Here is a 26,055-nt window from a genome sequence, read left to right as displayed (position 1 = left end):
GTCGACAGCATTGCCGTGGTGCCGGCCGCCGGCACCGCCCGTAGCGAGGTGACGGCATGAGCACCCAGACCGAGCAGCACGCCCCGCAGGGCCGGGAGCCGGTCGACGTCCACGACCCCCGGCTCTCCCGGTTCGACATCGTCACCGAGGGCGCCCGGCGGGACGACATCGAGATCGTCCACTACGAGGAGCAGGTCGTCCCGGGCAGCAAGGCCGAGCGCCGGCTGACCCGTACGGTCGCGGCGATGTTCCTGCTGACCGGCCTGGCCGCCACCGCGTTCCTGGTCGTCTACATCTGGTGGCCCTGGGAGTACGAGCCGGGTCGCGGCGGCGACAAGTGGTACACCCCGCTGCTCGGCGTCACCCTCGGCATCGCCCTGCTCGGCATCGGCTTCGGCATCCTCACCTGGGGCAAGAAGCTGCTGCCCAAGGAGGTCTCGATCCAGGACCGGCACGACGGTCCCGGTTCCCCGGACGAGCGGAAGATCACCGGCGAGACCATGCTCTACCTGGCCGACGAGATGGGGGTACGGCGGCGTCCGCTGCTCGGCGTCTCGCTGGTCGCCGGCCTGCTGCCGGTCGGCGCGGTCGCCGCGGCCCCGCTGGTCGGTGGCCTGATCTCCAACCCGCACAAGAACAACCAGATGTTCACCACCGGCTTCGCGCCGGCCGGGGGCAAGAAGATCCGCCTGGTCCGCGAGGACGGCCGGCCGATCCGTCCGGCCGACGTCAGCGCCGGCGGTCAGCTCACCGTCTTCCCCGGCATCGACCACGGGGTGAGCAACAAGCACGCCGACTCGCCGACGTTGCTGATCCACCTGCGGGAGACCGACGCGGAGAAGTCCCGGCAGGCCAACTCGCGGGTCGGTCACGGTGACTACATGTGGGGCAACTACGCGGCGTACTCCAAGATCTGCACGCACGCCGGCTGCCCGGCGAGCCTCTACGAGCAGCAGACCAACCGGCTGCTCTGCCCGTGTCACCAGAGCCAGTTCCTGATCACCGACAACGCCCGTCCGGTCTTCGGCCCGGCGAGCCGGCGGCTTCCCCAGCTGCCGATCGAGGTGGACGAGGAGGGCTTCTTCGTGGCGAAGTCCGACTACACTGAAACCGTCGGCCCCGACTTCTGGGAGCGGCCATGAAGCGCCGAAAGTTTGACGTGGCAGCGGTGCCGGGCAAGGCCGCAGTGGGGGCGGACGACCGCTTCCAGGTAGCCACGCCGCTGCGCAAGCTGCTCAACAAGGTCTTCCCGGACCACTGGTCGTTCCTGCTCGGCGAGATCGCGCTCTTCTCGTTCGTCGTGCTGCTGCTGACCGGCGTGTTCCTGACCTTCTTCTACGAGCCGGCGATGACCGAGGTGGTCTACAACGGCAGCTACGCCCCGCTGCGGGGCACGCCGATGTCCGCCGCGTACGCCTCCAGCCTGGACATCTCGTTCGACGTCCGGGGCGGCCTGATCATGCGGCAGATGCACCACTGGTCCGCGCTGCTGTTCATGGCCGCGATCGTGGTGCACATGCTGCGGATCTTCTTCACCGGCGCGTTCCGTAAGCCGCGGGAGACCAACTGGATCATCGGTTCGCTGCTCTTCTGGGTCGGCTTCCTGGCCGGCTTCACCGGCTACTCGCTGCCGGACGACGGCCTGTCCGGCACCGGCCTGCGGATCGCCTCGGGCATCATGCTGTCGATCCCGGTGATCGGCTCCTGGGTCACCTCGTCGATCTTCGGGGGCGAGTTCCCCGGCGAGATCATCATCAGCCGGTTCTTCATCGCCCACGTGCTGCTGATCCCGGGTCTGCTGGTGGCGCTGATCAGCGCCCACCTGGGCCTGGTGTTCAAGCAGAAGCACACCCAGTGGCCCGGCCCCGGCCGGACCAACGACAACGTGGTCGGCGAGCGGATGTTCCCGCGTTACGCGCTCAAGCAGGGCGGCTTCTTCATGGTCGTCTTCGGCGTGATCGCGCTGATGGGCGGCCTGTTCCAGATCAACCCCATCTGGTACTTCGGCCCGTACGAGGCGTGGGTGGTCTCGGCCGCCAGCCAGCCCGACTGGTACGTGATGTTCCTCGACGGCTCGACCCGGCTGATGCCCGCCTGGGAGATCAACATCCCGATCGGCGACGGGTACGTCATCCCGCCGCTGTTCTGGCCGACGGTCGTGCTGCCGGGCATCCTGGTCGGCCTCTCCACGCTCTACCCGTTCGTGGAGGCGCGTCAGCTCAAGGACTACCGGCACCACAACCTGCTGCAACGGCCCCGGGACGTGCCGGCCCGGACGGCGGTGGGCGCGATGGCGGTCGCCTTCTACATCGTGTTGACGCTCTCCGGTGCCAACGACGTGATCGCCGACAAGTTCCACATCAGCCTGAACGCGATGACCTGGGCGGGCCGGATCGGCCTGCTGGTGGTCCCGCCGCTGGCGTACTACGTCACGTACCGGATCTGCCTCGGGCTCCAGCAGCACGACCGGGAGGTGCTGGCCCACGGTGTGGAGACCGGCATCATCCGTCGCCTGCCCGACGGCCGCTTCGAGGAGGTCCACCAGCCGCTCAGCGCGGCCGACGGCCATGGCCACGCCGAGCTGGACTACGTCGGTTGGGTGGTGCCCAAGAAGATGAACCGGCTCGGGGCGCTCGGCCCGGCGATCCGGGGCTTCTTCTACCCGATCGAGAAGCCCGTCGAGGCACCGGTCTCGCCGGGGCACCCGCCGGTGGAACCCCGCCCGGAGCGGGAGCAGATCGGCAGCGGCGACGCCCGCCGCTGACCTTCCCGGTCCTGTTCGACCGAGACGCCCGCCGGAGTCCTCCGGCGGGCGTCTCGTCCGTTCGGGCGGTGGCCGGTATCCGTTTCCGGACGCGCCGACGTCCCGTTTGCGGCGGCCATCGAGCGCGGCCGGCGACGCGACCGGCCACCAACGGGTGGAAAGCGCAGGAATAACCCTCGCCAGTCGGGTATCCGTGCGGTCCAACGGAAACGGGGAGGGAACATGTTGGGTATCAAACGCCTGGGACTACTGGCCACACTGGCGGTGGTCGGTCTGGCGCCCGCGGCCGCCGCAGAGGCCGCCGCGCAGCCGTCGGCGCAGGACACCCAGTACCTGCAGGCGGTGCACCAGGTGAACCTGGCGGAGATCGTCACCGGGAACCTGGCCCAGAAGAAGGGGCAGAACGAGCAGGTCAAGGAGCTGGGACAGCAGTTCGTCACGGACCACACCCAGCTCGACCAGACGGTGCAGAGCACCGCGCAGCAGCTCAACGTGTCGCTGCCGAGCGCGCCGACGGCCGACCAGCAGAAGGTCATCGACAAGCTCAACGGACTCAACGGCGCCGCGTTCGACAAGGCATGGGTGACCGCTGAGCTGGCCGGTCACGTGCAGGCCATCCAGGCCACCCAGACCGAGATCTCGCAGGGCTCGGAGCAGTCGGTGGTCCAGTTGGCGCAGGACGCCCTGCCGGTGCTGCAGGCGCACTACGACGCGTTGGTGGCCCTGGCCCAGGAGCTGGGCATCCCGGTCCCGCAGACCAGTGCCAGCGGCACTGCGAGCCCCAGCGGCAGCGGCACGCCGGCACCCGGTGGCACCACCGAGTTGCCGGCTCCGGGTGGCACCACGGAGTCGCCGGAACCGGGCGGCATCACCGAGACGCCGGCTCCGGGCAACAGCTGACGTCCCGTACCACCTGATGGTGGCCGGTCCCCAACCAGGGGCCGGCCACCGTCGTGCGCGCCGCTGCCACCGGCGGCCGGTGTCGGGTCAGTCGGCGCTGGCCAGGCCGATCGCGAAAGCCTCCTCCAGGTCGTGCTGGGAGTAGGCGCGGAAGGCGATGTGCGACTCGGTGCCGAGCACCCCGGGCACCTTGGAGATGCTGCCGGCGATGACCTGGGCGATCTGCTCGAACTCCCGGACCCGGACGATGGCGATCAGGTCGACGTGTCCGGCCACCGAGTAGACCTCGCTGACGCCGGGCAGGTTGGCCAGGTTCTCGGCCACCTCGGGGATCGAGTCGGTGGCGCAGTCGATCAGGACGATCGCGGTGATCACTGGACGATTCTCCGTTCGTCGTGCCCGGCGCGACGCCGGCCTGGTGTCGTCGACCATGCTAGTGCCGCACCCGGCCGCCTCTCCCGGTTGTCCCCGTCCCTCGTCCTGCCCCTCCCTGCCTCCCGCGCCCCCGACCCTGCCCGTCGTGCCCTCGTCCCTGCGCTTCGCGTTTCCGTCCGTGCGCTTCGCGTTTCCGTCCGTGCGCTTCGCGTTTCCGTCCGTGTGCTTCGCGCCGGCTGCTGCGGGTCTGCCCCTGCTGCCCCATCCCTGCGGGCCTGTCATACCGGCCCCTGGCACCTCGCCCCCGGATCGTCGTTTCCGCCCGTTAGTCCAACGCCGGTTCGCTCTCCACCGAATGTGGCCCGTGCGTCGAGCTGGTCTGTGCGCCGCCCTACCCGGGCTCTCGGGCGACGGCCGGCGAGCGGGCCGGTGGAGGTCCGCCGCGAGCGCGCCTGCCGCCGGTGTGCACATCGGGCGGAAGGCAGCTGCCGGTGTGCACGTCGGGTGGAAGGCAGCCGCCGGTGTGCACGTCGGGTGGAAGGCAGCCGCCGGTGTGCACGTCGAGTGGAACGCATATGCCTGGCTGGCATGTTTATGCCAGCCAGGCATATGCGTCGCGCCGCATGGTGCTGGTGGTGAGGGTTCGTACTCCAGTGCCGGTAGCTGATCGTGCCGCATGGTGTCGGTGGTGAAGGTTCGTCGTTTCCAGTGCCGGTAGGCGGTCGTGCCGCATGGTTTCGGTGGTGAAGGCCCGTTGTTCGCAGTGCCGGTAGCTGGTCGCGCCGCACGGTGTCGGTGGTGAAGGGTCGCCTGCCCGCAGGCGCCAGAGCCGGACGAGAGCCGTCGGACGAGAGCCGTCGGACCGAGAGCCACCGGACCGAGAGCCACCGGACCGAGCCGATAGCGGGTGGCCGGGACGAGAACGCCGACGGCGCGGGTCAGAGCAGCATGGTGCGTGGGTCGGCGGCCATGGCCCGCAGCCACCCCGCGGCCTCGGCCGCCCCGGGGCAGCGGGCGGTGTCCAGCGCGGCGGCCAGGGCGTACATCTCCGGTGGCGGGATGAGCAGGCTCTCCTTGCTGCGCAGCCCCAGCTTGACCGTGCCGGTGTCGGTGGTGACGGTGAGCACCGGGGTCCGGGTGACCGCGCCGGTGGCGACCAGCGAGCCGTCGCTGGAGACCCCGGTGTGCGCGACGGCCGCGGCCCGCAACGACACCGACCGGGCGGCCCGCAGGTCGACGCTCTTCGTGGTGAGTCTGACCACGGTGAGCCGGGTGCCCTCCAGCCAGGCGCTCGTCCGCACGATGCTGGTCACCAGCAGGCCGATGAAGAGCATGACCAGCCCGACCGAGAGCAGCGCGACGAGCGCCGCCACGGTCGCGCTGCCCGAGCTGTCGTTGCCGGTCGCCGCGTTCAGGCCGGTTCCGATGAAGGCGCCGACACAGCCGCAGGCGACCGTCAGGATGACACCCAGCACCAGCAACGAGACGACCCGGCCGGTCCGACCCGACCGGTAGCCGACCGAGAGGGGGATCCGGGGCGGGGAGGGCTGCATGCCGGTGATTCTGACACCGACGATCAACTTCCGCCCGGTGTGGCCGGCACGGTGAGCCCGTCGCCGGCCCGGATCGCGTCGCGGAGCCGTTCGTCCGGGCCGACCGTCGCGCCGGGCCAGACCACCACGCGTTCCACGTCGCCGCGTACCACCGCACCGGTGCCGACCACGGCGTGCCGCGCCCGGCCGGTGACGGTGGCGTCCGGGGCGACCAGCAGGCCACCGTCCCCGGCGGCGTGCAGGTTGGCCGCCAGGTAGTCGGCGGGTGTGCCGGTGTCGAAGAACGTGCCGGGGTACGGCACCACGGTCAGCCCGCCGGCCGCCTCCGCCGGCCGCCACACCGTGCGGACCAGGTCGCCGAAGCTGGCCGGCAACTCCCGCACCCGATGCCAGGGCAGCAGCGAGAAGCCGGTGAAGACGTGTCCGTCGAAGGTGCCGGGGGCGGTCGGGTCCGGGGCCGGTCGGCCGAGCAGCCGTACGGACCGGAAGTCCCAACCGGCCAGCAGCGCCGCGACGTCCGGCCCGGGAGCGCGGCGGGGATCGGCCAGGTACGCGTCGGCGTTGCCGACCAGCACCCCCCGGCCGGCGATCCAGTCCCGCAGGTTGCCCAGGCCACCGGCGGTGCCCAGCGGATCGCCCGGCTCCACCGACAGGTGTGCCCGGTCGCCGACGTGTGCCACCACCTGGTCGGCGAGGTAGCAGGCGTTCACCGCCACCCGGTCCCGGCCGGTCAGGCCCAGGCCGGCGAGCCGTCCCAGCGCCCGGTCCAGCAGCGACACGTTGCCGACCGGGCAGAGCGCCTTCGGCACCCGGGCGGTGAGCGGGCGTAACCGGGTGCCCTCACCGGCGGCGAGCACCACCGCGCACAGGCCGTCCGGTGCGCTCACGTCGCCGGCTGCCCGGCCTGCGGCCCGATGCCGTAGTGGCCGAGCAGGTTGGCGGTGGCCCGGCTTAGCCGGGGCAGGTCGTCCAGTGGATGCCAGGACGCCTCCAGGACCTCCGCGCCGTCCACCTTCAGGGTCGTGGTGCTCGCGGGCACCTCGACCTCGAAGACCATGTCCACCCAGCCCCGGGTGTGCACCAGGGCGTTCGGTACGGCCGGGCGGAGCCGGTCGGGGGACAGCCGGACGCCGGACTCCTCGTGCAGCTCGCGGGCCGCGCCGACGACCGGGGCCTCGCCGCGCTGGAGCAATCCGGCGGGGAGCGTCCAGCTGTGCCCGGGGGGCTGACGCAGCAGCAGGAGCCGGCCGGCCCCGTCGGCCTCGCTGTCCCGGACCAGGGTCACCGCGCCGACGACGTACTTCGGCCCGGCGAGCCGGACCAGCCGACGGCGCACCGTCACCGGCAGCCGGTAGAAGACCTTGTACGCGACGGCCCGGCCGGTGGCGCGGGAGCGGAGGATCATGGCTCCAGGCTAGGCCGTCGATGCGCCGTCGTGGGGCGCGGGGCGATCGGTCACCCTGCCCGGCGTCGACCCGCCCCGGTCACTGTCGATGGTCGACCAGGTCGATGAGCTGGCGGACCACGGTGTCCGGTTCGACCGCCCGGTCGAAGACCGCCACCAGCAGGGTCTCCAGGTCGGGGTAGCCGAGCTCCTCCGACAGCCGCAGCAGCGGCAGGTCACTGGCCAGCCCCCGGTCGTGCTTGCGCAGCGCCAGCCCGATGGTGGCCCGCCCCAGGCGTACCTTGTCGGCGATCGAGATGCCGGGCTCGGTGTGGTCGGTGAACCAGCGGCTGATCTGCATCTGCGCGTGCGGCGACTTGACGAAGTCGAGCCACTCGCGCCGGGGGCCCCGGGGGGCCACGGTCGCCTCGAAGCCGCTCTCCGCGTCGCTCTCGGTGTAGATCTCCACCACGTCGCCCTCGTCCAGTTCGGACGCCAGCGGGGCGAGCCGGCCGTTGATCCGCGCGGCCAGACAGTGGTCGCCCCGCTCGGTGCCCAGCTCGTAGGCCAGGTCGACCGGGGTGGCCCCGGCCGGGAGCACCACCTGCCGGCCGTCGGCGACCACCTGGATCTGCGCCTCGGCCAGGTCACAGCGCAGCGACTGGAGGAACTGGGCCGGGTCGGGGGCCTCCTGCTCCCAGTCGAGCACCCGGCGCAGCCAGGAGAGCCGGTCGGTGTTGCTGGTCTCGCCGGAGGCGCGGGGGAAGCGGAAGTCGGCGGCCACCCCGTACTCGGCGCAGCGGTGCATCTCCCGGGTGCGGATCAGCATCTCGACCGTGTGGTCCTGCGGGCCGCAGACGCTGGTGTGCAGGGAACGGTAGAGGTTGTTCTTGGGGGAGGCGATGAAGTCCTTGAACCGGCCGGGGAGCGGCCGCCAGCGGCCGTGCACCGCGCCGAGGGCGGCGTAACAGTCGGTGGCCGGGCCGTCCACCACGATCACGATCCGGGGCAGGTCGTACGGGACGGTGTGCCCGCCGGCCACGGTGTCCTTCCAGATCGAGTAGAGGTGCCGGGGCCGGACGCTCACCTCGGCGTCCACCCGGCTGCGCCGCAGCGCCACCTTGGCCTGGGCCACCACGTCGTCGAGGTAGGCGTCCCAGCCGGGCCGGTCGTGCACGTACCGGGCCAGCCGGGCGTGCTCGTCGGGCTCCAGGTGCAGCAGCACCACGTCGTCGAGGTCGCGCTTGAGGGTCTGGATGCCGAGCCGGTCGCAGAGCGGGACCAGCACCTCCTGGGTCTTGCGGGCGATCCGCTCGCGGGAGGCGGCCGAACGGACCCCGAGGGTGCGCATGTTGTGCAGCCGGTCGGCCAGCTTGATGATCAGCACCCGGACGTCCTTGCCGGCCGCGATGATCATTTTGCGGATCGTCTCGGCCTCGGCCGCCTTGCCGTAGAACGCCTTGTCGAACTTGGTCACCCCGTCGACCAGGTGGGCCACCTCGTGACCGAAGTCCTCGCTGAGCGCCTGGAGGGTGTAGCGGGTGTCCTCCACGGTGTCGTGCAGCAGCGCGGCGACCAGGGTGGTGGTGTCCATCCCGAGGTCGGCGCAGATCTGGGCGACCGCGAGCGGGTGGGTGATGTAGGGCTCGCCGCTCTTGCGGTATTGACCGCGGTGCATGTTCTCGGCGATCGTGTACGCCCTGCGCAGCACCGAGGCGTCCGCGCTGGAATGGATGCCGCGGTGGGTGCGGACCAGCTGGGTGACCGGGTCACCGTCGCTGGCCGGCCAGCTCAACAAGGACCGGAGCCGCCGGGCCAGGGGCAACTCACCCGGCTGGGCCGGGAGCGCACCCCCCAGGGCGGCGCCGTGTCCGGCGTCGACGTCCACGAGGGACACCTCCTCACCCCGACTCCCGTCCACCGTACCCGGCAACCGGAAGCAGGCCCACGAAACGGGCAGGACTGCACTCCCTTAACAGCCTAAGCGAGTCGGGGTCGTCCGATCGGTCACTTGCTCATGAGCGTTCGGTCGAGAGTTGGGCGGACCCGCCGCCCTCGGCCTTCGCCAGCAGGTCACGGAACCGGCCCGCGCCGGCCACCGGGGACGACCAAACGGAGGTCATCTCCACCAGTCGGGTCTCCGGCCGCTCCAACCAGGACAGGATCCGCTCGGTCTCCTCGGCGGTGGCCCGGGGCACCGGCCCGTGGCCCCCCGGCTCCACCGTCTCGGCGGTGGCCCGGATCGCGGTGATCGTCGGTCGCGGGTGGACACCCGGCGGGGACACCCCGGCACCGGCGAGCCGCCCGTGCCGCACCAGCGCCAACTCCCAACCGCCCCCGGCGGCGGGCCGGGCGGCGACCACCTCGCCGATCCGGGTCAGCCCGGCCAGCCGCTGCATCCGGACGGCGGCCCGCAGCACCGCGGCCAGCCGGGACCGCACCACCGCCGCCTCCTCGTAGCGCCGGGACGCCGACAGCACCTCGATCCGGGCCAGCAGGGCGTCCACCACCACCTGCGGATCGCTGGTGGTGGCGGTGCGGAACGGCGCGACGGCGCGCTGGTCGTACTCCTCGGGGGTGATCCGGTGCTCGCAGGGTGCCGGGCAGCGGCCCAGCTCGGCCAGGGCGCAGGCCGGCGTGACCGTGCGCAGCGACAACCGGTGGGTGCACTGGCGCAGCGGCACCGCGTCGTGGAACCCGGCGGCGGCCAGCTCGGCGGCCCGGGTGGAGCGGAACGGCCCGAGGTAGGCGGTGTCGCCGGGGGCCAGGCCGCGCACCACCGACAGCCGGGGGTACGGCCCGTCGGTCAGCTTGAGCCACACCATCCGTTCCGGATACTTCGACCGGCGGTTGTACGGCGGCGCGTGCGCGGCGATCAACCGCAGCTCCCGCACCTCCGCCTCCAGCGGGTGGGCGCACCGGACCGCCTCCACCCGTTCGGCGGCGGCCAGCATCTCCGACATCCGGGCCCGTTTCTCGGCGGCGGTGAAGTAGCTGCGTACCCGGGTGGCGATGTCGCCGGAGGTGCCGACGTAAAGCGGCCGGTCGTCGGCCGCGCGGAAGATGTAGACCCCGGGGGCCTTCGGCAGCCCCTCGGCCAGGTGCCGCTTGCGCCGCTGGGTGGGGGTGACCGCCCGGGTGAACTCGATCGCCTCGCCGACCGTGTCGACCCGGTGCCCACCGAGCCGGGCGATCAGGCCGTGCAGCACGTCCACCGTCGCCTTGGCGTCGTCCAGCGCCCGGTGGGTGGGCTGGGTGGCGGTGCGGAAGTAGGCGGCCAGGGTGCCCAACTTGCGGTTGGGCACCTCGTCACGGCTGAGCACCCGGCGGGCCAGCGCCGCCGTGTCCAGCACCCGGGGCTGCGGCCAGCGGTAGCCGTGCTTCGCGCAGGCGGCCTTGAGGAACCCCACGTCGTACGGGGCGTTGTGGGCCACCAGGACGGCGTCGGCGATGAACTCCAGGAAGCTCGGCAGCACCTGCTCGATCGGCGGGGCCGGGACCAGCATGGCCTGGGTGATGCCGGTCAGCACGGTGATGAACGGCGGGATCGGCACCCCCGGGTTGACCAGGGTGGCCAGCACGCCCAGCTCCTCGCCGCCGCGCACCTTGACCGCGCCGATCTCGGTGATGCCCCCGCCGTCGGGTGAGCCGCCGGTGGTCTCCAGGTCGACCACCACGAACGTGGTCGCGTAGAGCGGCAGGGCCGGATCGACGCCGCCGGCCGGCTGGTCCAGCCCGGCCAGGGTCTGTTGGACGAACTCCCCAGGTGCCACGGCCGGCAGGTTAACCGTGCGGTGCGACACTCCCGTCACCACAGCCCCACCAGCCACCCGCGGCATAGGATGAGAGATCGGCTCACTCATCCGGCGGTGGGCCCGGTCGCGGTGGGAGACTTGCCCCATGCCCCTCACCGAGCCGTACGACGACCACCTCCCGGAGGAGGGGTCGTCCACCGCCGTGCCCGAGGCCGGCGGGAACCCGGGTGCGGGGGCGCCCGAGACCGGAGCGGAGCCGCCGCCGGCCGGAGCGGACCTGCCGGAGGCCCTATCCGCTGAGGCCGGGGCCGGACCGCCGGAGGCCGCAGCCGACCATGCCGGACCTGCCGGGACCGGACCGCCGGAGGCCGGGGCCGCCGAGGCGGGACCGCCCGAGCCGGAACCCAGCCTGCCCGAGCCGGTCCGGCAGCGGATCGTGGCGCTCACCGCCGCGGTCCTGCCCGGCCTGCCCGCCGACGAGGTGCCGGTGCCGCTGCGCCGGGTGGCGAAGTTCGCCCCGAACCGCCGGGCGAGGCTGGGCGGTTCGGTCATCGCCGCCCAGCTCACCGCCGATCCGCTGTTCCGGCAGCGGGTCACCGCCCGGGTCCTGGCCGACGCCGGTGACCTGGGCGCGGCAGTGGTCGAGGGGACCGCACCGGCCGCCGCCGACCCGGTCGAGGTGGCCGCCCTGGCCTACCTCGTCCGTCCCCGGGGCTGGCGGGAGCTGATCGACGCCAGCGGGGCCGTGGTCCGTGCCGAGGCCGACAGCGCGGTCGTCGCCGAGCTGGTCCGGGAGGCCGAACAGCGGGCCACCCGGGCCGAGCACGACCGGGCGGTGGCCCGGGTGGAGGCGGACAAGCTCCGCGACGAGCTGGCCCGGGTCCGCGAGGAGCTGGGTCAGCTCCGGGAGGACAACCGCCAGCTCCAGCGCAGCCTGCGGGAGACCCAGGCCCGGGAACGCCGGGCCAACGACCTGCTCGCCACCGAACGCGGCCGGGCCACCCGGGCCGCCGCCGACAGCGACGCCGAGTTGCGCCGGGCACGGGCCCGGCTGGCCGAGGCCGAGGCGGCGGCCGGCGTGGCCAAGGCCAGCGCCAAGGAGGCCCGGTCGGTCGACGACGCCCGGCTGTGGCTGCTGCTGGAGACGATCGGCCAGGCCGCCGTCGGGCTGCGCCGCGAACTGGCCCTGGACCCGGTGGACAAGCTCCCCGCCGACTTCGTGGCCGACGCCTTCACCGACGCCCCGGTCACCGCCCAGGCCGGACCGGCCGCCCGCGCCCGGGACACCGACGACCCGGCCCGACTGGACCAACTGCTCGCCCTGCCCCGGGCGCACCTGGTCGTCGACGGCTACAACGTCACCAAGCGCGGGTTCGGCGAGATGTCCCTGGAGCAGCAGCGCAAGCGGTTGATCACCGGGCTGGGTGGGATCGCCGCGCAGACCGGCGACGAGGTGACGGTGGTCTTCGACGGGGCGGAACGGATGCACGGCCTGCCGCCCACCCCGCGCGGGGTGCGGGTGCTCTTCTCCCGCAAGGGGGAGACCGCCGACGAGTTGATCCGCCGGCTGGTCCGGGCCGAGCCGCCCGGCCGCCCGGTGGTGGTGATCTCCTCCGACCGGGAGGTCGCCGACGGGGTACGCCGGCACGGGGCGTACCCGCTGGGCGCGGACTCGCTGCTGCGCCGGTTGTCCCGCTCCTGACCAGTTGATCGCGGCGTTCTCGGCAGAGCGAGTAGGCCGGCAGGGTGTGCGGCTGCGGTGGACACCCGTCAGCGCACGACCTGTTCGACCAGGGCGCGCAGCGGGGCCAGGCCGGTGCCGCCGGCCACCAGCAGCAGGTCGCCGTCGCGCAGGTGCAGGTCGGTGTCGTGGGACGGGCCGAGGTGGAGCAGCTCGCCGGGGCGTACCTGGTGCACGAGGCTGGTCGAGACGGTGCCGGCGGCCACGGCGCGGACGTGCAGCTCGACGGTGCCGTCGGGGCGCGGCGCGTTCGCGGGGGAGTACCAGCGCCATTGGTCGGGGTGGCGCGGCGTGTGGACGGGGATGGCCTGGCCGGGGCGGTAGGCCAGCCGTGACCAGGGGCGGACGATCTCCTCCGGTGTCATGCCGCACCCGCCCTGCGTCGGTCGACCGTCGCCGGATGGCCGGTGCCTGTCGGGGATGTCTGCTGCGGTGGTCATCGTTTCTGCACCTCTGTGTGTCGCGGAAGGTGAACGGGCACCGGGGCGGGCGGGGACGAGGTCGTGTCGTTCGGGTCGACATCACCCCGGAGCCCGGCACCCGCCCCGGGCCATGCGTTCGACCATCGCCGCTGACCAGCGGTTCTGTTATGTGTTGATGATCGTGAACGCCATGCGCGCCCGGTATCCGGCCGACTACCCAGATCGGTCGACCGCCCTTGGGGCGACACTGCTGGTATGACCGATCAACGGGTACTGCATCTCGTGGCCTGTGCCGCGCCGCCGGTGGAACGCATTGGCGAACTCGTCGACCTGCTGATGGCGGACGGGTGGACGGTGTGCCTCATCGCCACCCCGGTCGCGGCGTCCTGGCTCGACCGGGCGGCGTTGCAGGAAAAGACCGGCTATCCGGTACGGGTCGAGTGGCGCATGCCGGGCGACCCGGAACCGCATCCGGCGGCCGACCTGCTGCTGGTCGTGCCGGTCACCTTCAACACGGTGAACAAGTGGGCGGTGGGGGCGAGCGACACCCTGGCGCTGGGCATCCTCAACGAGGCCGTCGGCGCCGGCCTGCCGGTCCACGCCTTCCCCCGGGTGAAGGCGACCCTCGCCGCCCATCCCGCCTATGCCGGACACGTCCGGCTGCTCCGGGAGGCAGGTGTGACCTTCCACGACAGCGACTTCCTCCACCCGGGCGACGAGATGACCCCCGACGACTGGACGACCGTGGTCGCGTCCCTGCGGCGGGCGAGGCACCCGGCGGGGTGAGAGGCGTGCGCGTCCCCCATATGCGCGCTACGTATACCGCGCCCGCACAGAGCGGGTTGAATGGCTACGCTCGACGTCGGATTCGACCGCCCGCGATTGGCGAGGTTGCCGGTGACATCTGCGAACTGCCCACGCTGTGGCGGGCGACTCGCCCGTGACAACGACAGCGGACGCTGCGCGCCCTGTCAGGCCGCCGAACGCGACCGGCTCAGCGCGCCACCCGAGGTGCCGGCCTCCTTCTGGGACCACCAGCCGGTACGACAGGCGTTGGCGTCTCGTCATTTCGGCCGGGCGATCAGGGCCTACCGGTGCCACCCCTACCACGGGCGGCACCCGTTGCCGCAGACCGTGGTGGCGGGGTGGATGGGGATCACCCAGGCGCAGTTGAGCCGGATCGAGAACGGACCGCCGGTAGTGCACCTGGACCGGCTGGCGCACTGGGCGGAGATCCTCGGGATACCGGGTGTCCTGTTGTGGTTCAGCCTGCCGGACGCGCGGCCCAGCTCAACGACGAACTTCGGGCCGGTACCGGGGCGCGACCGCCATGACCACGGGGACCTGGAGACGACACCAGTTTCTCTCGAACCATCGACGAAGGGGGTGGTCACGACGGACCGCCGGCAGTTCCACGCACTGGCAGCGTTGGCGGGAGTCGGCTCCGTGAGCAATGTGGGCTTCTTCGCCACGCTCGCGGACCAGTCTCCGTCCATCGGCCTCGAACACGTCCGTCTGGCCGGCTGTCTGGTGAAGGAGCTCCGGGACGCCGACGCGGTGACCGGTGCCAATCAGCTGTGCGACATCGCCATCCATGTCCATGGTCGTCTGGCCCGCTGGGCGGCAGAGGCACTCTACAGTCGAGATGTCGGCGAAGCTCTCCAGGCGTCGCTCGCCGACCTCGCCGTAGAGACGGCGTGGCTGGCTCACGACGCCGAACGCCGGGCAGCCGTGCGCCCCTATCTCCACGAGGCGATCGCAAGGGCACGGCTCGGTGACGATCTCCAGGTCGAGGCACGCGCGTTCACGCAACTCGCACTTCACACCTGGAACTCCCGACCTACCGAGTCCCTGCACTGCGCGGACGCCGCGTTCCGGATCTCCGCCGGCTGGGCGACCCCACGCCTGCGCACACTTCTACACCTTCGGCGGGCATGCGCGTTCGCCGTACTGAAGGACCACAGCGCTTTCGAGCGCGAGATGCGCAACGCGCGCCAGCAACTGGAACGGGGTCCGCACCAGGAGGATCCCGATTTCGTCCACTTCGTCAACGCCCAGGAGGTCCAGGGTCTGGAGGCGTTGTCGTTCCTCTCGCTCGACCAGCCGGGGCGTGCCGCTGAGGCGCTCCGTGACGCCATCGCCAACGGTTCCCCCACCCACCGACGCAACCAGGTCTACTACCGGGTACGGCTGATCGAGGCGACCTACCGGGCGGGCGACGTCAGCGAGGCCGCCCGGATGGCGGTTGACCTGCTACCTGAGGTGCGGCAGATGAACTCCGGCCGGGTGACCCGGCATCTGGCCGACATCCGTTCGACGGTGGGTCGGCTACCTCGGCAGACCGCCCCGGTCCGAGACTTCATCGAAGCCTTCGACGGGGTGGCCGTCTGATGATCGAGAGTCTGACCTTCCGCCACTACAGTTCGGCCGAAGCCGAAGAAATCACCGAGCAATTGATTGCTCTCTACCTGGACGTCCATGCCGGGCAGGGGGATTTCTACGGTGAGGACCGTTACCGTCGCCAACTCTCCGCACACCGGCAGCGGGCTGGATGGGTGCTGGTAGCCGCCGTGCTGAATGAGGAGTTGATCGGGTACGTCTACGGGTTCCCGTTGGGACCGGACACCCGATGGTGGGACGGCATCGAGGAACCCGTGCCGGTCGGCTTCACCGAGGAGGACGGGCACCGGACCTTCGCCATCTGCGAGCTGCTGGTGCGCGCGCAGTGGCGGCGGCAGGGGGTCGCGCGGGCACTGCACGACGATCTGGTGCGGAGCCGACACGAACAGCGGATGACCCTTCTCGCCCGGCCGGACAACGGCCCCGCGCAGGCGGCGTACCGGTCCTGGGGATGGCGGACCGTCACCCGGCTTCGACCCGGCTGGCCCGATGCGCCCCTGTTCGACGTCCTCGTCCGCGATCCGGGTTCGACAGGCTGACGATGACGCCGTCGTCCGGCGATCGGCCCGGCACAGGTTGATCACTGTTGTCCGATTGTGTCGTACCCGATGGCTAGTGTCCGACCTGACCGACGGTGCTCGGGTGGTGACGAGGGTCTTCCGCCCGACGCCGCACTGCGTCAGGAGGCACGATGCTCATCGACTGCGACGGTTGCCGGGTCCGGGGTGCGGGCTGCGCCGGCTGCCTGGTGACGGCCCTGCTCGACACCGACTCGCCGGCCGCCGGCCTGGGTGCCGCCGAGCACCGGGCGATCGAGGTGCTGACCCGCTCCGGCTTCGAGGTGGAGGTGCTGGCCCACGAGACCGCCCGTCCGGCCCGCCGCCGTCGGGTCGCCTGACGCCCGCCGACCCGCCGGGGCTGCCGGTGCCGGTGGATCGGCGGTCGCGGGTCGGTGCCGGTGGGCCGGCGGGCGCCGCACGCGGGCCGGGCGGGGTCCGGGGCACACCGCGCCGCAGCCGTGCCGGCGGGCCATAGGATGGGCGCTCACGGCGGGAGGAGCGGCGGCATGACACGGGTACGACGCCACACCCGCACGCCCGCTGTCAGGGAGCCGAGGTGACCCCGCGCGGCTGGGCGGTGCTCACCCTGGCGGCGCTGGTGCTCGCCCTGGTCGTGGTCGGTGCCCTGCTGGTGCCGTGGCACCGGCCCCCGGCACCCCGGGCCGACCAGCTCGCCGCGTTGCGCGACCTGCCCGCCGACCAGGTGGCCCGGGGGCGGGCGTTCCAGGCGGCGCTGCGTCCCGGTCGCTACACCGGGCTGGTCGTCGGGCTGCTGGTGGCCCTGCTGCTCGGGTTGACCCCGCTCGGTGCCCGGCTGGTCGAGCTGGCCGGGCGGCCCTTCGGTGACCACTGGATCGCCCGCGCGGTGCTCGGCGGGATCGCCGTGGTGCTCGTCGCCGACCTGCTCACCCTGCCCTTCGCCGCCTGGCGTCAGTCGGTGCTGACCCGCTACGGCCTGAGCACCCACGGCTGGAGTGGCTGGACGGTCGACCTGCTCAAGTCGTACGCGGTCAGCGCGGTCGTCGGCGCGGTGGTGCTGCTCGGCTTCTACACCGTCACCCGGCTCGCCCCGCGCTGGTGGTGGGCGTTCGGGGCGGCCGGCGCGGCCGGGTTGGTGGTGCTGCTCTCCTTCGTGCTGCCGGTGCTGGTGGAGCCGGTGTTCAACCGGTTCACCCCGATGGAGCCGGGGCCGCTGCGCACCGAGCTGACCGCGCTGGCCGCCCGGGACGGCGTACCGGTGCGCGACGTGCTGGTCGCCGACGCCTCCCGCCGCACCCGGGCGGTCAACGCCTACGTGTCCGGCCTGGGGCCGACCCGACGGGTGGTGGTCTACGACACCCTGCTGCGCGAGGCCACCCCCGCCGAGGTGACCAGCGTCGTCGCGCACGAGCTGGGCCACGCCAGGGACCGGGACGTCTGGACCGGCACGCTGACCGGGGCGCTCGGTGCCGCCACCGCGGTCGTCGCGCTCTACCTGCTCGGCTCCTGGACCCCGCTGCTGCGCCGGGCCGGTGTCGACTCGATCGCCGAGCCCCGGGCGTTCGCGCTGCTCATCGCCCTGGTGACGGTCGTCGGGCTGGTGGCCGCCCCGGTGCAGGCGCTGATGTCCCGCCGGGTCGAGGCGCGGGCCGACGCGCACGCGCTGGCGCTCACCGGCGACCCGGCCACCTTCGAGGCGATGCAACGCCGGCTGGCCGGGGTCAACCTGGGCGACCCGGACCCGCCCCGCTGGGAGTACCTCTGGTCGGCGTCGCACCCGTCCACGGTGGAACGGATGGCCGCCGCCCGCGCCTACGCCCGGCAGGTCGGCCGGTGAGCCGGACCCTGCTGGTCACCAACGACTTCCCGCCCCGCCCCGGCGGCATCCAGTCGTTCGTGCACCAGCTCGCCGTCCGCCAGCCCCCCGGCTCGGTGGTCGTCTACGCCTCCAGCTGGCGGGACACCGCCGAGTTCGACGCCGCGCAGCCCTTCCCGGTGGTCCGGGACGCCACCCGGGTGCTGCTGCCCACCCCACGGGTCGCCCGCCGGGCCGCCCGGCTGGCCCGCGAGCACGACTGCGACACCGTCTGGTTCGGTGCCGCCGCACCGCTCGGCCTGCTCGCCGGAGGGCTGCGTCGCCGCGCCGGCATCCGTCGCGCGGTCGCGTTGACCCACGGCCACGAAGCCGGCTGGGCGACCCTGCCCGGGGCCCGTGCCGCGCTGCGCCGGATCGGCCGGGACACCGACGTCGTCACCTACCTCGGCGACTACACCCGGGTACGGCTGGAACGTGCCCTGCACGGCGTCACCGAGCTGCACCGGCTCGCCCCCGGGGTCGACGTGGACACCTACCACCCGGGCGTGGACGGCACACCGGTCCGGGCCCGGCTCGGGCTGGCCGACCGGCCGGTGGTGGTCTGCGTGTCCCGGCTGGTGCCCCGTAAGGGCCAGGACATGCTGATCCGGGCGCTGCCGGCGATCCGCCGCCGGGTGCCCGACGCGGCGCTGCTGGTGGTCGGGGGAGGACCTTACCGGGCGACGTTGGAGAAGCTGGCCCGGTCCACCGGCGTGGCACGGGACGTGGTGTTCACCGGCTCGGTGCCGTGGGAGGCGCTGCCCGCCCACTACGCCGCCGGTGACGTCTACGCGATGCCCTGCCGCACCCGTAACCGGGGGCTGGACGTCGAGGGGTTGGGAATCGTCTATCTGGAGGCGTCGGCGACCGGGCTGCCGGTGGTGGCCGGCGACTCCGGCGGCGCACCCGACGCGGTCCGCGAGGGCGAGACCGGCTACGTCGTCCCGGGCCGGGACGTCGCCCTGCTCGCCGACCGGGTGGCCACCCTGCTCGCCGACCGGGACCTGGCCCGCCAGCTCGGCACGGCCGGTCGGGCCTGGGTGGAGAAGGAATGGCGCTGGGAGACCCAGGCCCGCCGCCTGGCCGACCTGCTCGTCGGCACCACCGCACCCGGCTGAGCCGCGACCGACCGCCTGGTGTGCCTCACCTCGGCGGCCGCTGCCGTGCCAGGTGGCCCGTGGTGCGCCACCTCGGCGGCCGGTGCCGTGCCGGGTGGCCCGGCGGGTGTCACCAGGGCGGCCGGTGCCCGGTGGCCCGGCCTGGGCTCAGCGGATCTTCTCCAGGATGCGGGCGGCCGGGGCGGGCCGACCGAAGTGCCAGCCCTGGCCGGCGTCGCAGCCGATGGCGCGGAGCCGGTCGGCCTGGTCGGCGGTCTCCACCCCCTCGGCGGTGACGGTCAGGTCCAGCGCGTGGGCCAGTGACACCAGCGAGGCGAGGATCCGCTCGTCGTTGCGGCTGGCCGGGTCGACCTGCGGGGTGCGCAGTCTGGTCACGAACTCGCCGGCCACCTTCAGCTCGGTCACCGGCAGGTCCCGCAGGTAGACCAGGTTGCTGTAGCCGGTGCCGAAGTCGTCGATGGCGATCCGGACACCCAGCTCGTTGAGCATACGCAGCGCCCGGACCGGGTCCTCCGCGCCGGTGCTCATCATGGTGCTCTCGGTGATCTCCAACTGGAGCCGGTGCGGTGGCAGGCCGGTCTGCGCCAGCAGCCCGCGTACCTCCTGCACCAGGCCGGGCCGGTGGACCTGCCGGACGGCCAGGTTGACGCTGACGAACGGGGCCGGCCCGCCGCCGGCCGCCCAGCTCTCCGCCTCCCGGCACGCCTCGGCGAGCACCCAGCCGCCGAGCCGGACGATCAGCCCGGTCTCCTCGGCCAGGCCGATGAAGCTGTCCGGACCCAGCACCCCGAGCTCCGGGTGCCGCCAGCGGACCAGCGCCTCCACCCCGACCACGGTGCCGTCGCGCAACGACGTCAGTGGCTGGTAGTCGAGGAAGAACTCACCCCGGTCGAGGGCGGCGGGGATGGCCGCCGACAGGGCGTACCGGGCCAGCTCGGTGCGGTGCCGGGCCGGATCGAACAGCGCCCAGCGGGCGCCGCCGGCCGCCTTGGCCCAGTGCAGGGTGCTGTCGGCGGCCCGCATCAGCTCACCCGGGGTGGCACCGACCACCGGTCGTTCCACGATGCCGACGCTGGCCGTGACGGTCAGCTCGTGCCCGTCGACCACGGCCGGTTCGGCGACCGCCGCGAGCGCCGCCTCGGCCACCCTGACCACGTCGTCGGTGCCGCGGGTGTGCTGGACCAGGATGACGAACTCGTCGCCACCGAGCCGGGCCACCAGATGCTCGCCGAGCGCCCGGCGCAGCCGCTGTGCCACCTGCACCAGCAGGGCGTCGCCGAGCTGGTGGCCGAGGGAGTCGTTGACCACCTTGAACCGGTCGAGGTCGAGGAAACAGACCCCCACCCGGTCGGACCCCCGCCCCGGCAGGGCGATGGCGGCGGCGAGCCGTTCGGTGAACAGGGTCCGGTTCGGCAGGTCGGTGAGGGGGTCGTGGGTGGCCTGGTGGCGGAACCGGGACTCGCTGTCGCGCAGCGCCCGTTCGGCCTGCGCCCGGGCCACCATCGCGGCCCGTCGGATCGACTCCTGCTCGTCGAGCGTCCGGTCGCGTAGCGCGCGGGCGTACCCGGTGGTGATGGTGGCGAGCAGCCGGGCCAGCCGGTCGGAGACGTCGTCACCGACCAGGCCGAGGTCGCGCAGCAGGCGGAGCTGGACGACCTCGACGGTACGGCCCAGCCCTTCGGCCGAGGCGATGTGCGCGGCCACCAGTTCGGCGCCCACCTGGTGCCCGATCCGCGGGTCGAACGGCTCGGCCCGCAGCGCGGCGGCCAGCCGTACGGTGAGCCGTTGCAGCAGCTCCTCGAGCTGGGCCTGGGTCATCGGCAGGTAGCTGGTGCCGGAGACCGCCTTGGCCCAGGCGCGGGCGAAGGTGCCCGGACAGGACGCGCCGGTGGTCACCGGCTCACCCATCGAGACGCCCGACACCGCCCAGGAAGCCGGCCCGCTCGGCGTCCTCGGCGCTCTCCGGCGTCTCGGGCCGCCACTGCGGCACCCAGACCACCCCGGGATCGACCAGCGTGAAACCGTCGAAGAACGCGGCCAGCTCGGCCCGGCTACGGATGCACAGCGGATTGTCGGTACGGCGGTAGACCCGTTCCGCCTCGGCCCGCTCCGCCCTGCGGCGACCGTCCTCGCCGGCCTGGGAGAGGACCAGGTGACTGCCCGGGGCCAGCGCCGCGCGCAGCGTCCGCAGGATGTCCTCGGGATGGTCGGCGTGCGGGATGAAGTGCAGCACCGCCACGACCATCACCGCCACCGGCTCGGCGAAGTCGATCAGGCGGGTCACGTCGGGGTGCCGCAGGATCGCCTCGGGTCGGCGCACGTCCTCCCGGACCACGGCGGCGTTGCGGTTGCCGACGAGGATCTCCTGGCTGTGCGCGACGGCGACCGGGTCCACGTCGACGTAGACCACCCGGGCGTCCGGGGCGGCCCGCTGGGCGATCTCGTGCACGTTGCCGACGGTGGGGATGCCGGAGCCGATGTCGAGGAACTGGCGGATGCCGGAGTCGACCAGGTACTGCACCACCCGACGCAGGAACGCCCGGTTGGCCTGGGCCATCAGCGGGGCGTCGGGCACCGCCTCCACCATCGCGCGGGCGGCGACCCGGTCGGCGGCGAAATTGTGCGACCCGCCGAGATAGTAGTCGTACATGCGGGCGACGCTGGGGCGTTCGATGTCGATGTCGTCGGGTGCCCAGTCCGGTCGCCGCATCCCCAACCCCTTTGTCGAGTATCACCGCGTGGGTCGTCGCCTGCGCGGTTCACCCGGGTATTGTGCCCGCCCGCTGCCCGGGTGCAAAGACCGCGATCGGTGCGCGATCATCCCCTTACCGGGTGCAATCGAAACCTGTGGATCCCCCGGCAGGCCCGGTCCGACGAAGGACCCGGGCCTGCCGGCCGGCGGGTGCGGACCCGCTCAGAACTTCGGGGCGTCCGGCGCCTCGAGCAGGCCCAACCGCAGGGCGGTCATCAACGCCTGCGCCCGGTTGGCCGCGCCCAGCTTCTCGTAGAGCTTGGAGATGTGGGTCTTGGCGGTGGACTCGCTGACGAAGAGCTGCTTGGCGATGCCGGCCACGCTCATGCCGTCGGCGAGCAGCCGCAGCACCTGACCCTCGCGGGGGGAGAGCTGCGGGCCGGACGGGGCCAGCCGACGCTTCATCGCCTCGGCCAGGTCGGCCGCGGTGAACGCGCTGGGCGAGGAGGCGGCGTGCCGGGCGGCGGCGACGACCTCGTCGGCCGGCGCGGTCTTCGGCACGAAGGCGCTCGCCCCCGCCTCCAACGCGCCGAAGAGCTGGTCGTCACCGGCGTACATGGTGAGCACCACGATGCCCATCGAGGCGCTGGACTTGCGCAACGCCCGGGTGGCCTCCAGGCCGCTGCCGTCGGGAAGCCGCAGATCCATGATCACGACGTCCGGTTGCAGCGCGCCGGCCTGGCGCACGCCCTCCGCCGCCGTGGCGGCCTCGCCGACGACCTCGAACTGACGGTCACGCTCGAAGGCATGCCGCAGCCCCTTGCGGATCAGGTCGTGATCGTCGACAAGGAGGACCTTGGTACGGGTGGCCGGTGTCGGGCTTGTGGTCATCCTCGAATTACTCCACTTCTGCTGCTGCGCTGCCACGCACGTTATCGCGCCGGGGCGACGAACCCACCACCACCGCCACGGTCGTACCGCTGGGTCGCCGGGGACTGATCTCCAACCGGCCCCGGATACGTTCCGCCCTCTCCGCCATGATCGCAAGGCCGTAGTGACCGTCGGTGCGCTGGTCACCGATGCCGTGACCGTCATCCGACACTTCAATTTGCGCGTACGGGGGGTCCACCTCACAGGTGACCCAGAGATTCGACGCCCCGGCGTGCTTGCGGGCGTTGGTCACCGCCTCCTGCGCGATGCGCAGCAACTCGGCCTCGGTGGCGGCCGGCAGCCGGGCGGTCGACTCGTCCAGCGACAGGTGCACCCGCAGCCCGCCCGACGCGCCGACGGTGCGGGCGTACTCGGCGATCGCCGCCGCCAGGCCGCCGTGCCGGTCCACCTCGCTGCGCAGCTCGAACAGGCTCAGCCGCAGCTCGGTGATCACCCGGGTCACCTCGCCGCGCAGGGTGCGCAGCGCCTCGGCGGTCTCCTTCGGGTCCTCGTCGACGTAGGCCAGCGCGTTGTCGATGCCGTAGCCGACCATCACCAGTTCCTGCGCCACCCCGTCGTGGATCTCCCGGGCCAGCCGCTGCCGCTCCTCGTTGGTGGCCAGCGACCGCACCTCGTCGAAGAGCAGCGCCGCCTCCAGCCGCAACGCGGCCGGACCGGTCAACGCGGTCACCCTCGACACCACCGGCGGCGGGTAGGCGTGTGCCGCGTCCGCCTCCAGCACCACCAGGCCGACCGTGCGCACCCCGGCGACCAGCGGCACGATCAGCGACGAGACGTCCCCGCCGGAGTGCGAGCGGGCCTGCGACCGGGCCGCGGTCTGCGGCTGCTGGCTGGCCCAGGCGTCGGCGATCGCCGAGTCGGAGTCCAGCGTCGTCTCCCAGTCGACCCGGTCCACGCCCACCTGGGCGAGCACCACCAGCCGCCCGCCGCCGCTGGCCGACAGCACCGCGCCCCGGTTGACGGGGGCGACCGTCCGCAGCTCCTCCAGCAGGTGCTCGGAGATGCCGCCCGGGTCGAGGGTGGCCCCGGGCAGTTGCCGGGCGACCGTCCGCAGCTGGGTGAGCAGCCGGGTCGCCTCGGCGTACGGCTGGGGCTTGCCCTCGGCGCGGACCCGCATCACCTGGTGCAGGGTGGCGGCGGCGTACAGGCCGAGCCCGGCGAGGATCAGCCACTGCGCGCAGACCGCCAGGTAGCCCGGCTGGCCGAGCTGTCGCCCGCCGTCGACCCCGGTGAGCGCGCCGGCCGTCAGCAGGGTGGTCGCGGTGACCGCGAGCAGTACCGCCCCCTCGCGGAACTGCCGGCGCAGCGCGGTGACGGTGACCGGCACCGCGAGGTAGGGCAGCACGGCCGACGCGCCCAGCCCGCCGACCGACGAGCCGAGGGCGGAGGAGTCGGCGACCTGGCTGGCGGCCAGCCCGATCACCACCGCCTCGGCGAGCCGGCTCAGCGGACCGATCAACCGGTGCTCGGGGGCCAGCAGGGCGGGCGTCCCGGCGACCGCCAACAGGGCGATCCACCAGAGCTGGGCGGGATCGCGGGTGGCGGTCAGGGTCAGGGCGCCGACCAGCGCGAGCATCACCGCGCGGGCGGCGGCGGCGAGGGGACGCGTCTGGGGGCGGACGGCTGTGGAGGCGGACACGTGACGGATCGTAGTCAGCCTTGGTAGATGTCCGCGATCTCGGCCGCGTACGTCTTGTGGACGACCTGCCGCTTGACCTTGAGCGAGGGGGTCAGCTCACCGGTCGCCTCGGTGAAGTCGCGGGGCAGGATGCGGAACACCTTGATCGCCTCGGCCTTGGAGACGGCCAGGTTGGCGGTGTCCACCGCGCCCTGGATCTCGGCCCGCAGCCCGTCGTGGGTCAGCAGCTGGTCGACCGGGGTGTCCCCGGGTAGTCCGTGGGCGGCCAGCCACTTCGGCAGCGCCTCCTCGTCCACGGTGACCAGGGCGGCGATGAACGGCTGCCGGTCGCCGACCACCACGCACTGGCTGACCAGCGGGTGCGACCGGACCTGGTCCTCCAGCACGGCCGGCGCGACGTTCTTGCCGGCCGCCGTCACGATGATCTCCTTCTTGCGGCCGGTGATGCTGAGGAAGCCGTCGTCGTCGAGGTGCCCCAGGTCGCCGGTGCGGAACCAGCCGTCGGCGAGCGCCTCGGCGGTGGCCGCCTCGTTCTTCCAGTAGCCCTGGAAGACCAGGTCACCGGCGATCAGGATCTCGCCGTCGTCGGCGATCCGGATGGTCACGCCGGGCAGCGGCCGGCCGACGGTGCCGATCTTCGTGCCGGTGGGCAGGTTGGCCGCGGCGGCGGGCGAGGTCTCGGTGAGGCCGTACCCCTCACAGATGGTCACCCCGATACCGCGGAAGAAGTGCCCGAGCCGCGCGCCGAGCGGAGCGCCACCGGAGATCGCGTCCCGGCAGCGGCCACCGAGCGCGGCGCGCAGCTTGCGGTAGACCAGCCGGTCGAAGACGGCGTGCTGGGCGCGCAGCGCGAACCCGGGACCGCCGGGGGTCTCCTGCGCCTCGCTCCACGCGATGGCGACCTTCTCCGCCCGGTCGAAGATCGCGCCCTTGCCGTCGGCCTCGGCCTTCTGCCGGGCGCCGTTGTAGACCTTCTCGAAGACCCGGGGGACGGAGAGCACGAAGGTCGGCCGGAACTCCTGGAGCTGGGTGACCAGGTCCCGGGTGTCGGCGCAGTGCGCCATGGTGGCCCGCGCCTGCACCACCCCGATCTGGATCAGCCGGGCGAAGGCGTGCGCGAGCGGCAGGAAGAGCAGGGTCGAGGCCCCCGGGCGGAACAGGTTCGGCAGCACCGGGACCGCGTTGGCGATGTCGGCGTACATGTTGCGGTGGGTCAGCACGCAGCCCTTGGGGCGGCCGGTGGTGCCGCTGGTGTAGATGATCGTGGCGACGTCGGCGGCGCGGACCGAGGTGCGGCGGCGCTCGATCTCGTCCGGTTCGACCGACGTGCCGGCGGCGACGATCTCGTCCACCCCGCCCAGCTCGATCTGCCACACGTCGCGCAGCTCGGGCAGCCGGTCCCGGACCCCGGCGACCAGGGTGGCGTGGCTGTTGGTCTCCACCACCACCGCGACCGCGCCGGAGTCGGCGAGGATCCAGGCGGCCTGTTCGGCGCTGGAGGTCTCGTAGATCGGCACGGTGACCGCGCCGGCCGCCCAGATGGCGTAGTCGAGCAGGGTCCACTCGTAACGGGTGCGGCTCATCAGGGCGACCCGGTCACCGGGGGCCACCCCGGCGCCGGCCAGCCCCCGGGCGACCGCCACCACCTCGTCGCGGAACTTCCGGCAGGTGACGTCGATCCCGGCGCGACCCTCGGCGGTGGGCCGGACGAACTGCACCGCGTCCGGTGCCGCCTCGGCGTTGTCCCAGACCGGGTCGGTCAGGTTTGCCGTGTCGCCGATGCTGACGATCGGCGGAACGGAGAACTCGCGCACCTGCACTCCCTCGTGCTCGCACTGGTCAGGCCGGCCACGGGCCGGCATGGTCGAAACCTACCCGGCCGCCGCGCCGGACGCCCGGGCCAGGTGGGCCGTCCCACCGGCCCGGACCCGGCTGCGGGGGTGGAGCGGGGCGTCCGCCGGGTGCGC

Annotated in this window: 22 protein-coding genes; 10 read left to right on the top strand and 12 right to left on the bottom strand. The window is 72.9% G+C overall.

What is annotated here, in order from left to right; genetic code table 11:
* Nucleotides 1-56: 56 nt before the first annotated feature.
* The 3 genes from O7612_RS22130 to O7612_RS22120 all read left to right on the top strand — a co-directional run bounded on the left by O7612_RS22130 (nt 57) and on the right by O7612_RS22120 (nt 3,664).
* The gene (locus tag O7612_RS22130) at nt 57-1,142 is read left to right on the top strand and encodes a Rieske 2Fe-2S domain-containing protein (RefSeq protein ID WP_282267053.1); all 1,086 of its coding nucleotides are present in this window, start codon (nt 57-59) and stop codon (nt 1,140-1,142) included.
* Nucleotides 1,139-2,764, top strand: a complete 1,626-nt coding sequence (locus O7612_RS22125; RefSeq protein ID WP_067314685.1) for a cytochrome bc complex cytochrome b subunit — start codon at nt 1,139-1,141, stop codon at nt 2,762-2,764. Before O7612_RS22130 ends, O7612_RS22125 begins: the two co-directional genes overlap by 4 nt.
* A 222-nt stretch (nt 2,765-2,986) precedes the next feature.
* Nucleotides 2,987-3,664, top strand: coding sequence for a DUF4142 domain-containing protein (locus O7612_RS22120; protein ID WP_282267050.1), 678 nt, complete (start codon nt 2,987-2,989; stop codon nt 3,662-3,664).
* Between the two features lie 87 nt (nt 3,665-3,751).
* On the opposite strand, the gene O7612_RS22115 is transcribed toward O7612_RS22120, so the two are convergent.
* The 6 genes from O7612_RS22115 to O7612_RS22090 form a co-directional block, all read right to left on the bottom strand.
* Nucleotides 3,752-4,039, bottom strand: coding sequence for an Lrp/AsnC ligand binding domain-containing protein (locus tag O7612_RS22115; protein WP_067314680.1), 288 nt, complete (start codon nt 4,037-4,039; stop codon nt 3,752-3,754).
* Between the two features lie 938 nt (nt 4,040-4,977).
* Nucleotides 4,978-5,592: a hypothetical protein gene (locus O7612_RS22110; protein ID WP_282267045.1), complete on the bottom strand. Its 615-nt coding sequence runs from the start codon at nt 5,590-5,592 to the stop codon at nt 4,978-4,980.
* A 23-nt stretch (nt 5,593-5,615) separates the two neighbouring features.
* The gene (locus tag O7612_RS22105; protein ID WP_282267043.1) at nt 5,616-6,479 is read right to left on the bottom strand and encodes a sugar phosphate nucleotidyltransferase; all 864 of its coding nucleotides are present in this window, start codon (nt 6,477-6,479) and stop codon (nt 5,616-5,618) included.
* A complete protein-coding gene (locus O7612_RS22100) occupies nt 6,476-6,997 on the bottom strand; it encodes an NUDIX domain-containing protein (RefSeq protein ID WP_282267041.1) in 522 nt (173 codons plus the stop codon). The genes O7612_RS22105 and O7612_RS22100 overlap by 4 nt, the downstream gene beginning before the upstream one ends.
* Before the next feature lie 79 nt (nt 6,998-7,076).
* Nucleotides 7,077-8,864, bottom strand: a complete 1,788-nt coding sequence (locus O7612_RS22095; RefSeq protein ID WP_282273995.1) for an HD domain-containing protein — start codon at nt 8,862-8,864, stop codon at nt 7,077-7,079.
* Nucleotides 8,865-8,991: 127 nt separating this feature from the next.
* The gene (locus tag O7612_RS22090; RefSeq protein ID WP_282267039.1) at nt 8,992-10,749 is read right to left on the bottom strand and encodes a DEDD exonuclease domain-containing protein; all 1,758 of its coding nucleotides are present in this window, start codon (nt 10,747-10,749) and stop codon (nt 8,992-8,994) included.
* Nucleotides 10,750-10,876: 127 nt separating this feature from the next.
* On the opposite strand from O7612_RS22090, the gene O7612_RS22085 reads away from it, so the two are divergent.
* Nucleotides 10,877-12,433: an NYN domain-containing protein gene (locus O7612_RS22085; RefSeq protein ID WP_282267037.1), complete on the top strand. Its 1,557-nt coding sequence runs from the start codon at nt 10,877-10,879 to the stop codon at nt 12,431-12,433.
* A gap of 68 nt (nt 12,434-12,501) precedes the next feature.
* Here O7612_RS22085 and O7612_RS22080 read toward each other — a convergent pair whose 3' ends face one another.
* Entirely contained in the window at nt 12,502-12,912 is a 411-nt protein-coding gene (locus O7612_RS22080; protein WP_282267035.1) for an FAD-binding oxidoreductase, read from the bottom strand.
* A gap of 237 nt (nt 12,913-13,149) precedes the next feature.
* Between O7612_RS22080 and O7612_RS22075 the strand changes: the two genes are divergently transcribed.
* The 6 genes from O7612_RS22075 (at nt 13,150) to O7612_RS22050 (ending at nt 18,806) form a co-directional block, all read left to right on the top strand.
* A complete protein-coding gene (locus O7612_RS22075) occupies nt 13,150-13,680 on the top strand; it encodes a flavoprotein (protein ID WP_282267033.1) in 531 nt (176 codons plus the stop codon).
* Nucleotides 13,681-14,043: 363 nt separating this feature from the next.
* On the top strand, nt 14,044-15,285 hold the full coding sequence (locus tag O7612_RS22070) for a helix-turn-helix transcriptional regulator (protein WP_282267031.1): 1,242 nt from the start codon (nt 14,044-14,046) through the stop codon (nt 15,283-15,285).
* Entirely contained in the window at nt 15,285-15,833 is a 549-nt protein-coding gene (locus tag O7612_RS22065; protein ID WP_282267029.1) for a GNAT family N-acetyltransferase, read from the top strand. Before O7612_RS22070 ends, O7612_RS22065 begins: the two co-directional genes overlap by 1 nt.
* Nucleotides 15,834-15,985: 152 nt before the next feature.
* Nucleotides 15,986-16,192: a hypothetical protein gene (locus tag O7612_RS22060; protein WP_067308001.1), complete on the top strand. Its 207-nt coding sequence runs from the start codon at nt 15,986-15,988 to the stop codon at nt 16,190-16,192.
* 218 nt (nt 16,193-16,410) lie between these two features.
* Nucleotides 16,411-17,670 carry a M48 family metallopeptidase gene (locus O7612_RS22055; protein WP_282267026.1) on the top strand — a complete coding sequence of 420 codons (1,260 nt, stop codon included), beginning with the start codon at nt 16,411-16,413 and terminating at the stop codon, nt 17,668-17,670.
* On the top strand, nt 17,667-18,806 hold the full coding sequence (locus O7612_RS22050; RefSeq protein ID WP_282267024.1) for a glycosyltransferase family 4 protein: 1,140 nt from the start codon (nt 17,667-17,669) through the stop codon (nt 18,804-18,806). Before O7612_RS22055 ends, O7612_RS22050 begins: the two co-directional genes overlap by 4 nt.
* A 147-nt stretch (nt 18,807-18,953) precedes the next feature.
* Here the strand turns inward: O7612_RS22050 and O7612_RS22045 are convergent, their stop codons facing one another.
* The 5 genes from O7612_RS22045 to O7612_RS22025 form a co-directional block, all read right to left on the bottom strand.
* Nucleotides 18,954-20,714 (bottom strand): bifunctional diguanylate cyclase/phosphodiesterase, encoded by a 1,761-nt coding sequence (locus O7612_RS22045; protein WP_282267021.1) that lies wholly within the window; start codon nt 20,712-20,714, stop codon nt 18,954-18,956.
* Nucleotides 20,707-21,516 (bottom strand): SAM-dependent methyltransferase, encoded by an 810-nt coding sequence (locus O7612_RS22040; RefSeq protein WP_282267019.1) that lies wholly within the window; start codon nt 21,514-21,516, stop codon nt 20,707-20,709. The genes O7612_RS22045 and O7612_RS22040 overlap by 8 nt, the downstream gene beginning before the upstream one ends.
* Nucleotides 21,517-21,720: 204 nt before the next feature.
* Nucleotides 21,721-22,389: a response regulator transcription factor gene (locus O7612_RS22035; RefSeq protein ID WP_007072219.1), complete on the bottom strand. Its 669-nt coding sequence runs from the start codon at nt 22,387-22,389 to the stop codon at nt 21,721-21,723.
* A 7-nt stretch (nt 22,390-22,396) separates the two neighbouring features.
* Complete coding sequence (locus O7612_RS22030) at nt 22,397-24,088, bottom strand: GAF domain-containing sensor histidine kinase (protein WP_282267017.1); 1,692 nt, start codon at nt 24,086-24,088, stop codon at nt 22,397-22,399.
* 14 nt (nt 24,089-24,102) lie between these two features.
* The gene (locus O7612_RS22025) at nt 24,103-25,902 is read right to left on the bottom strand and encodes a long-chain fatty acid--CoA ligase (protein WP_282267015.1); all 1,800 of its coding nucleotides are present in this window, start codon (nt 25,900-25,902) and stop codon (nt 24,103-24,105) included.
* Nucleotides 25,903-26,055: the final 153 nt, after the last annotated feature.

Source organism: Micromonospora sp. WMMD987, assembly GCF_029581435.1.
Taxonomy (GTDB): domain Bacteria; phylum Actinomycetota; class Actinomycetes; order Mycobacteriales; family Micromonosporaceae; genus Micromonospora; species Micromonospora rifamycinica.
This window is presented reverse-complemented; position numbering and strand designations above follow the sequence as displayed.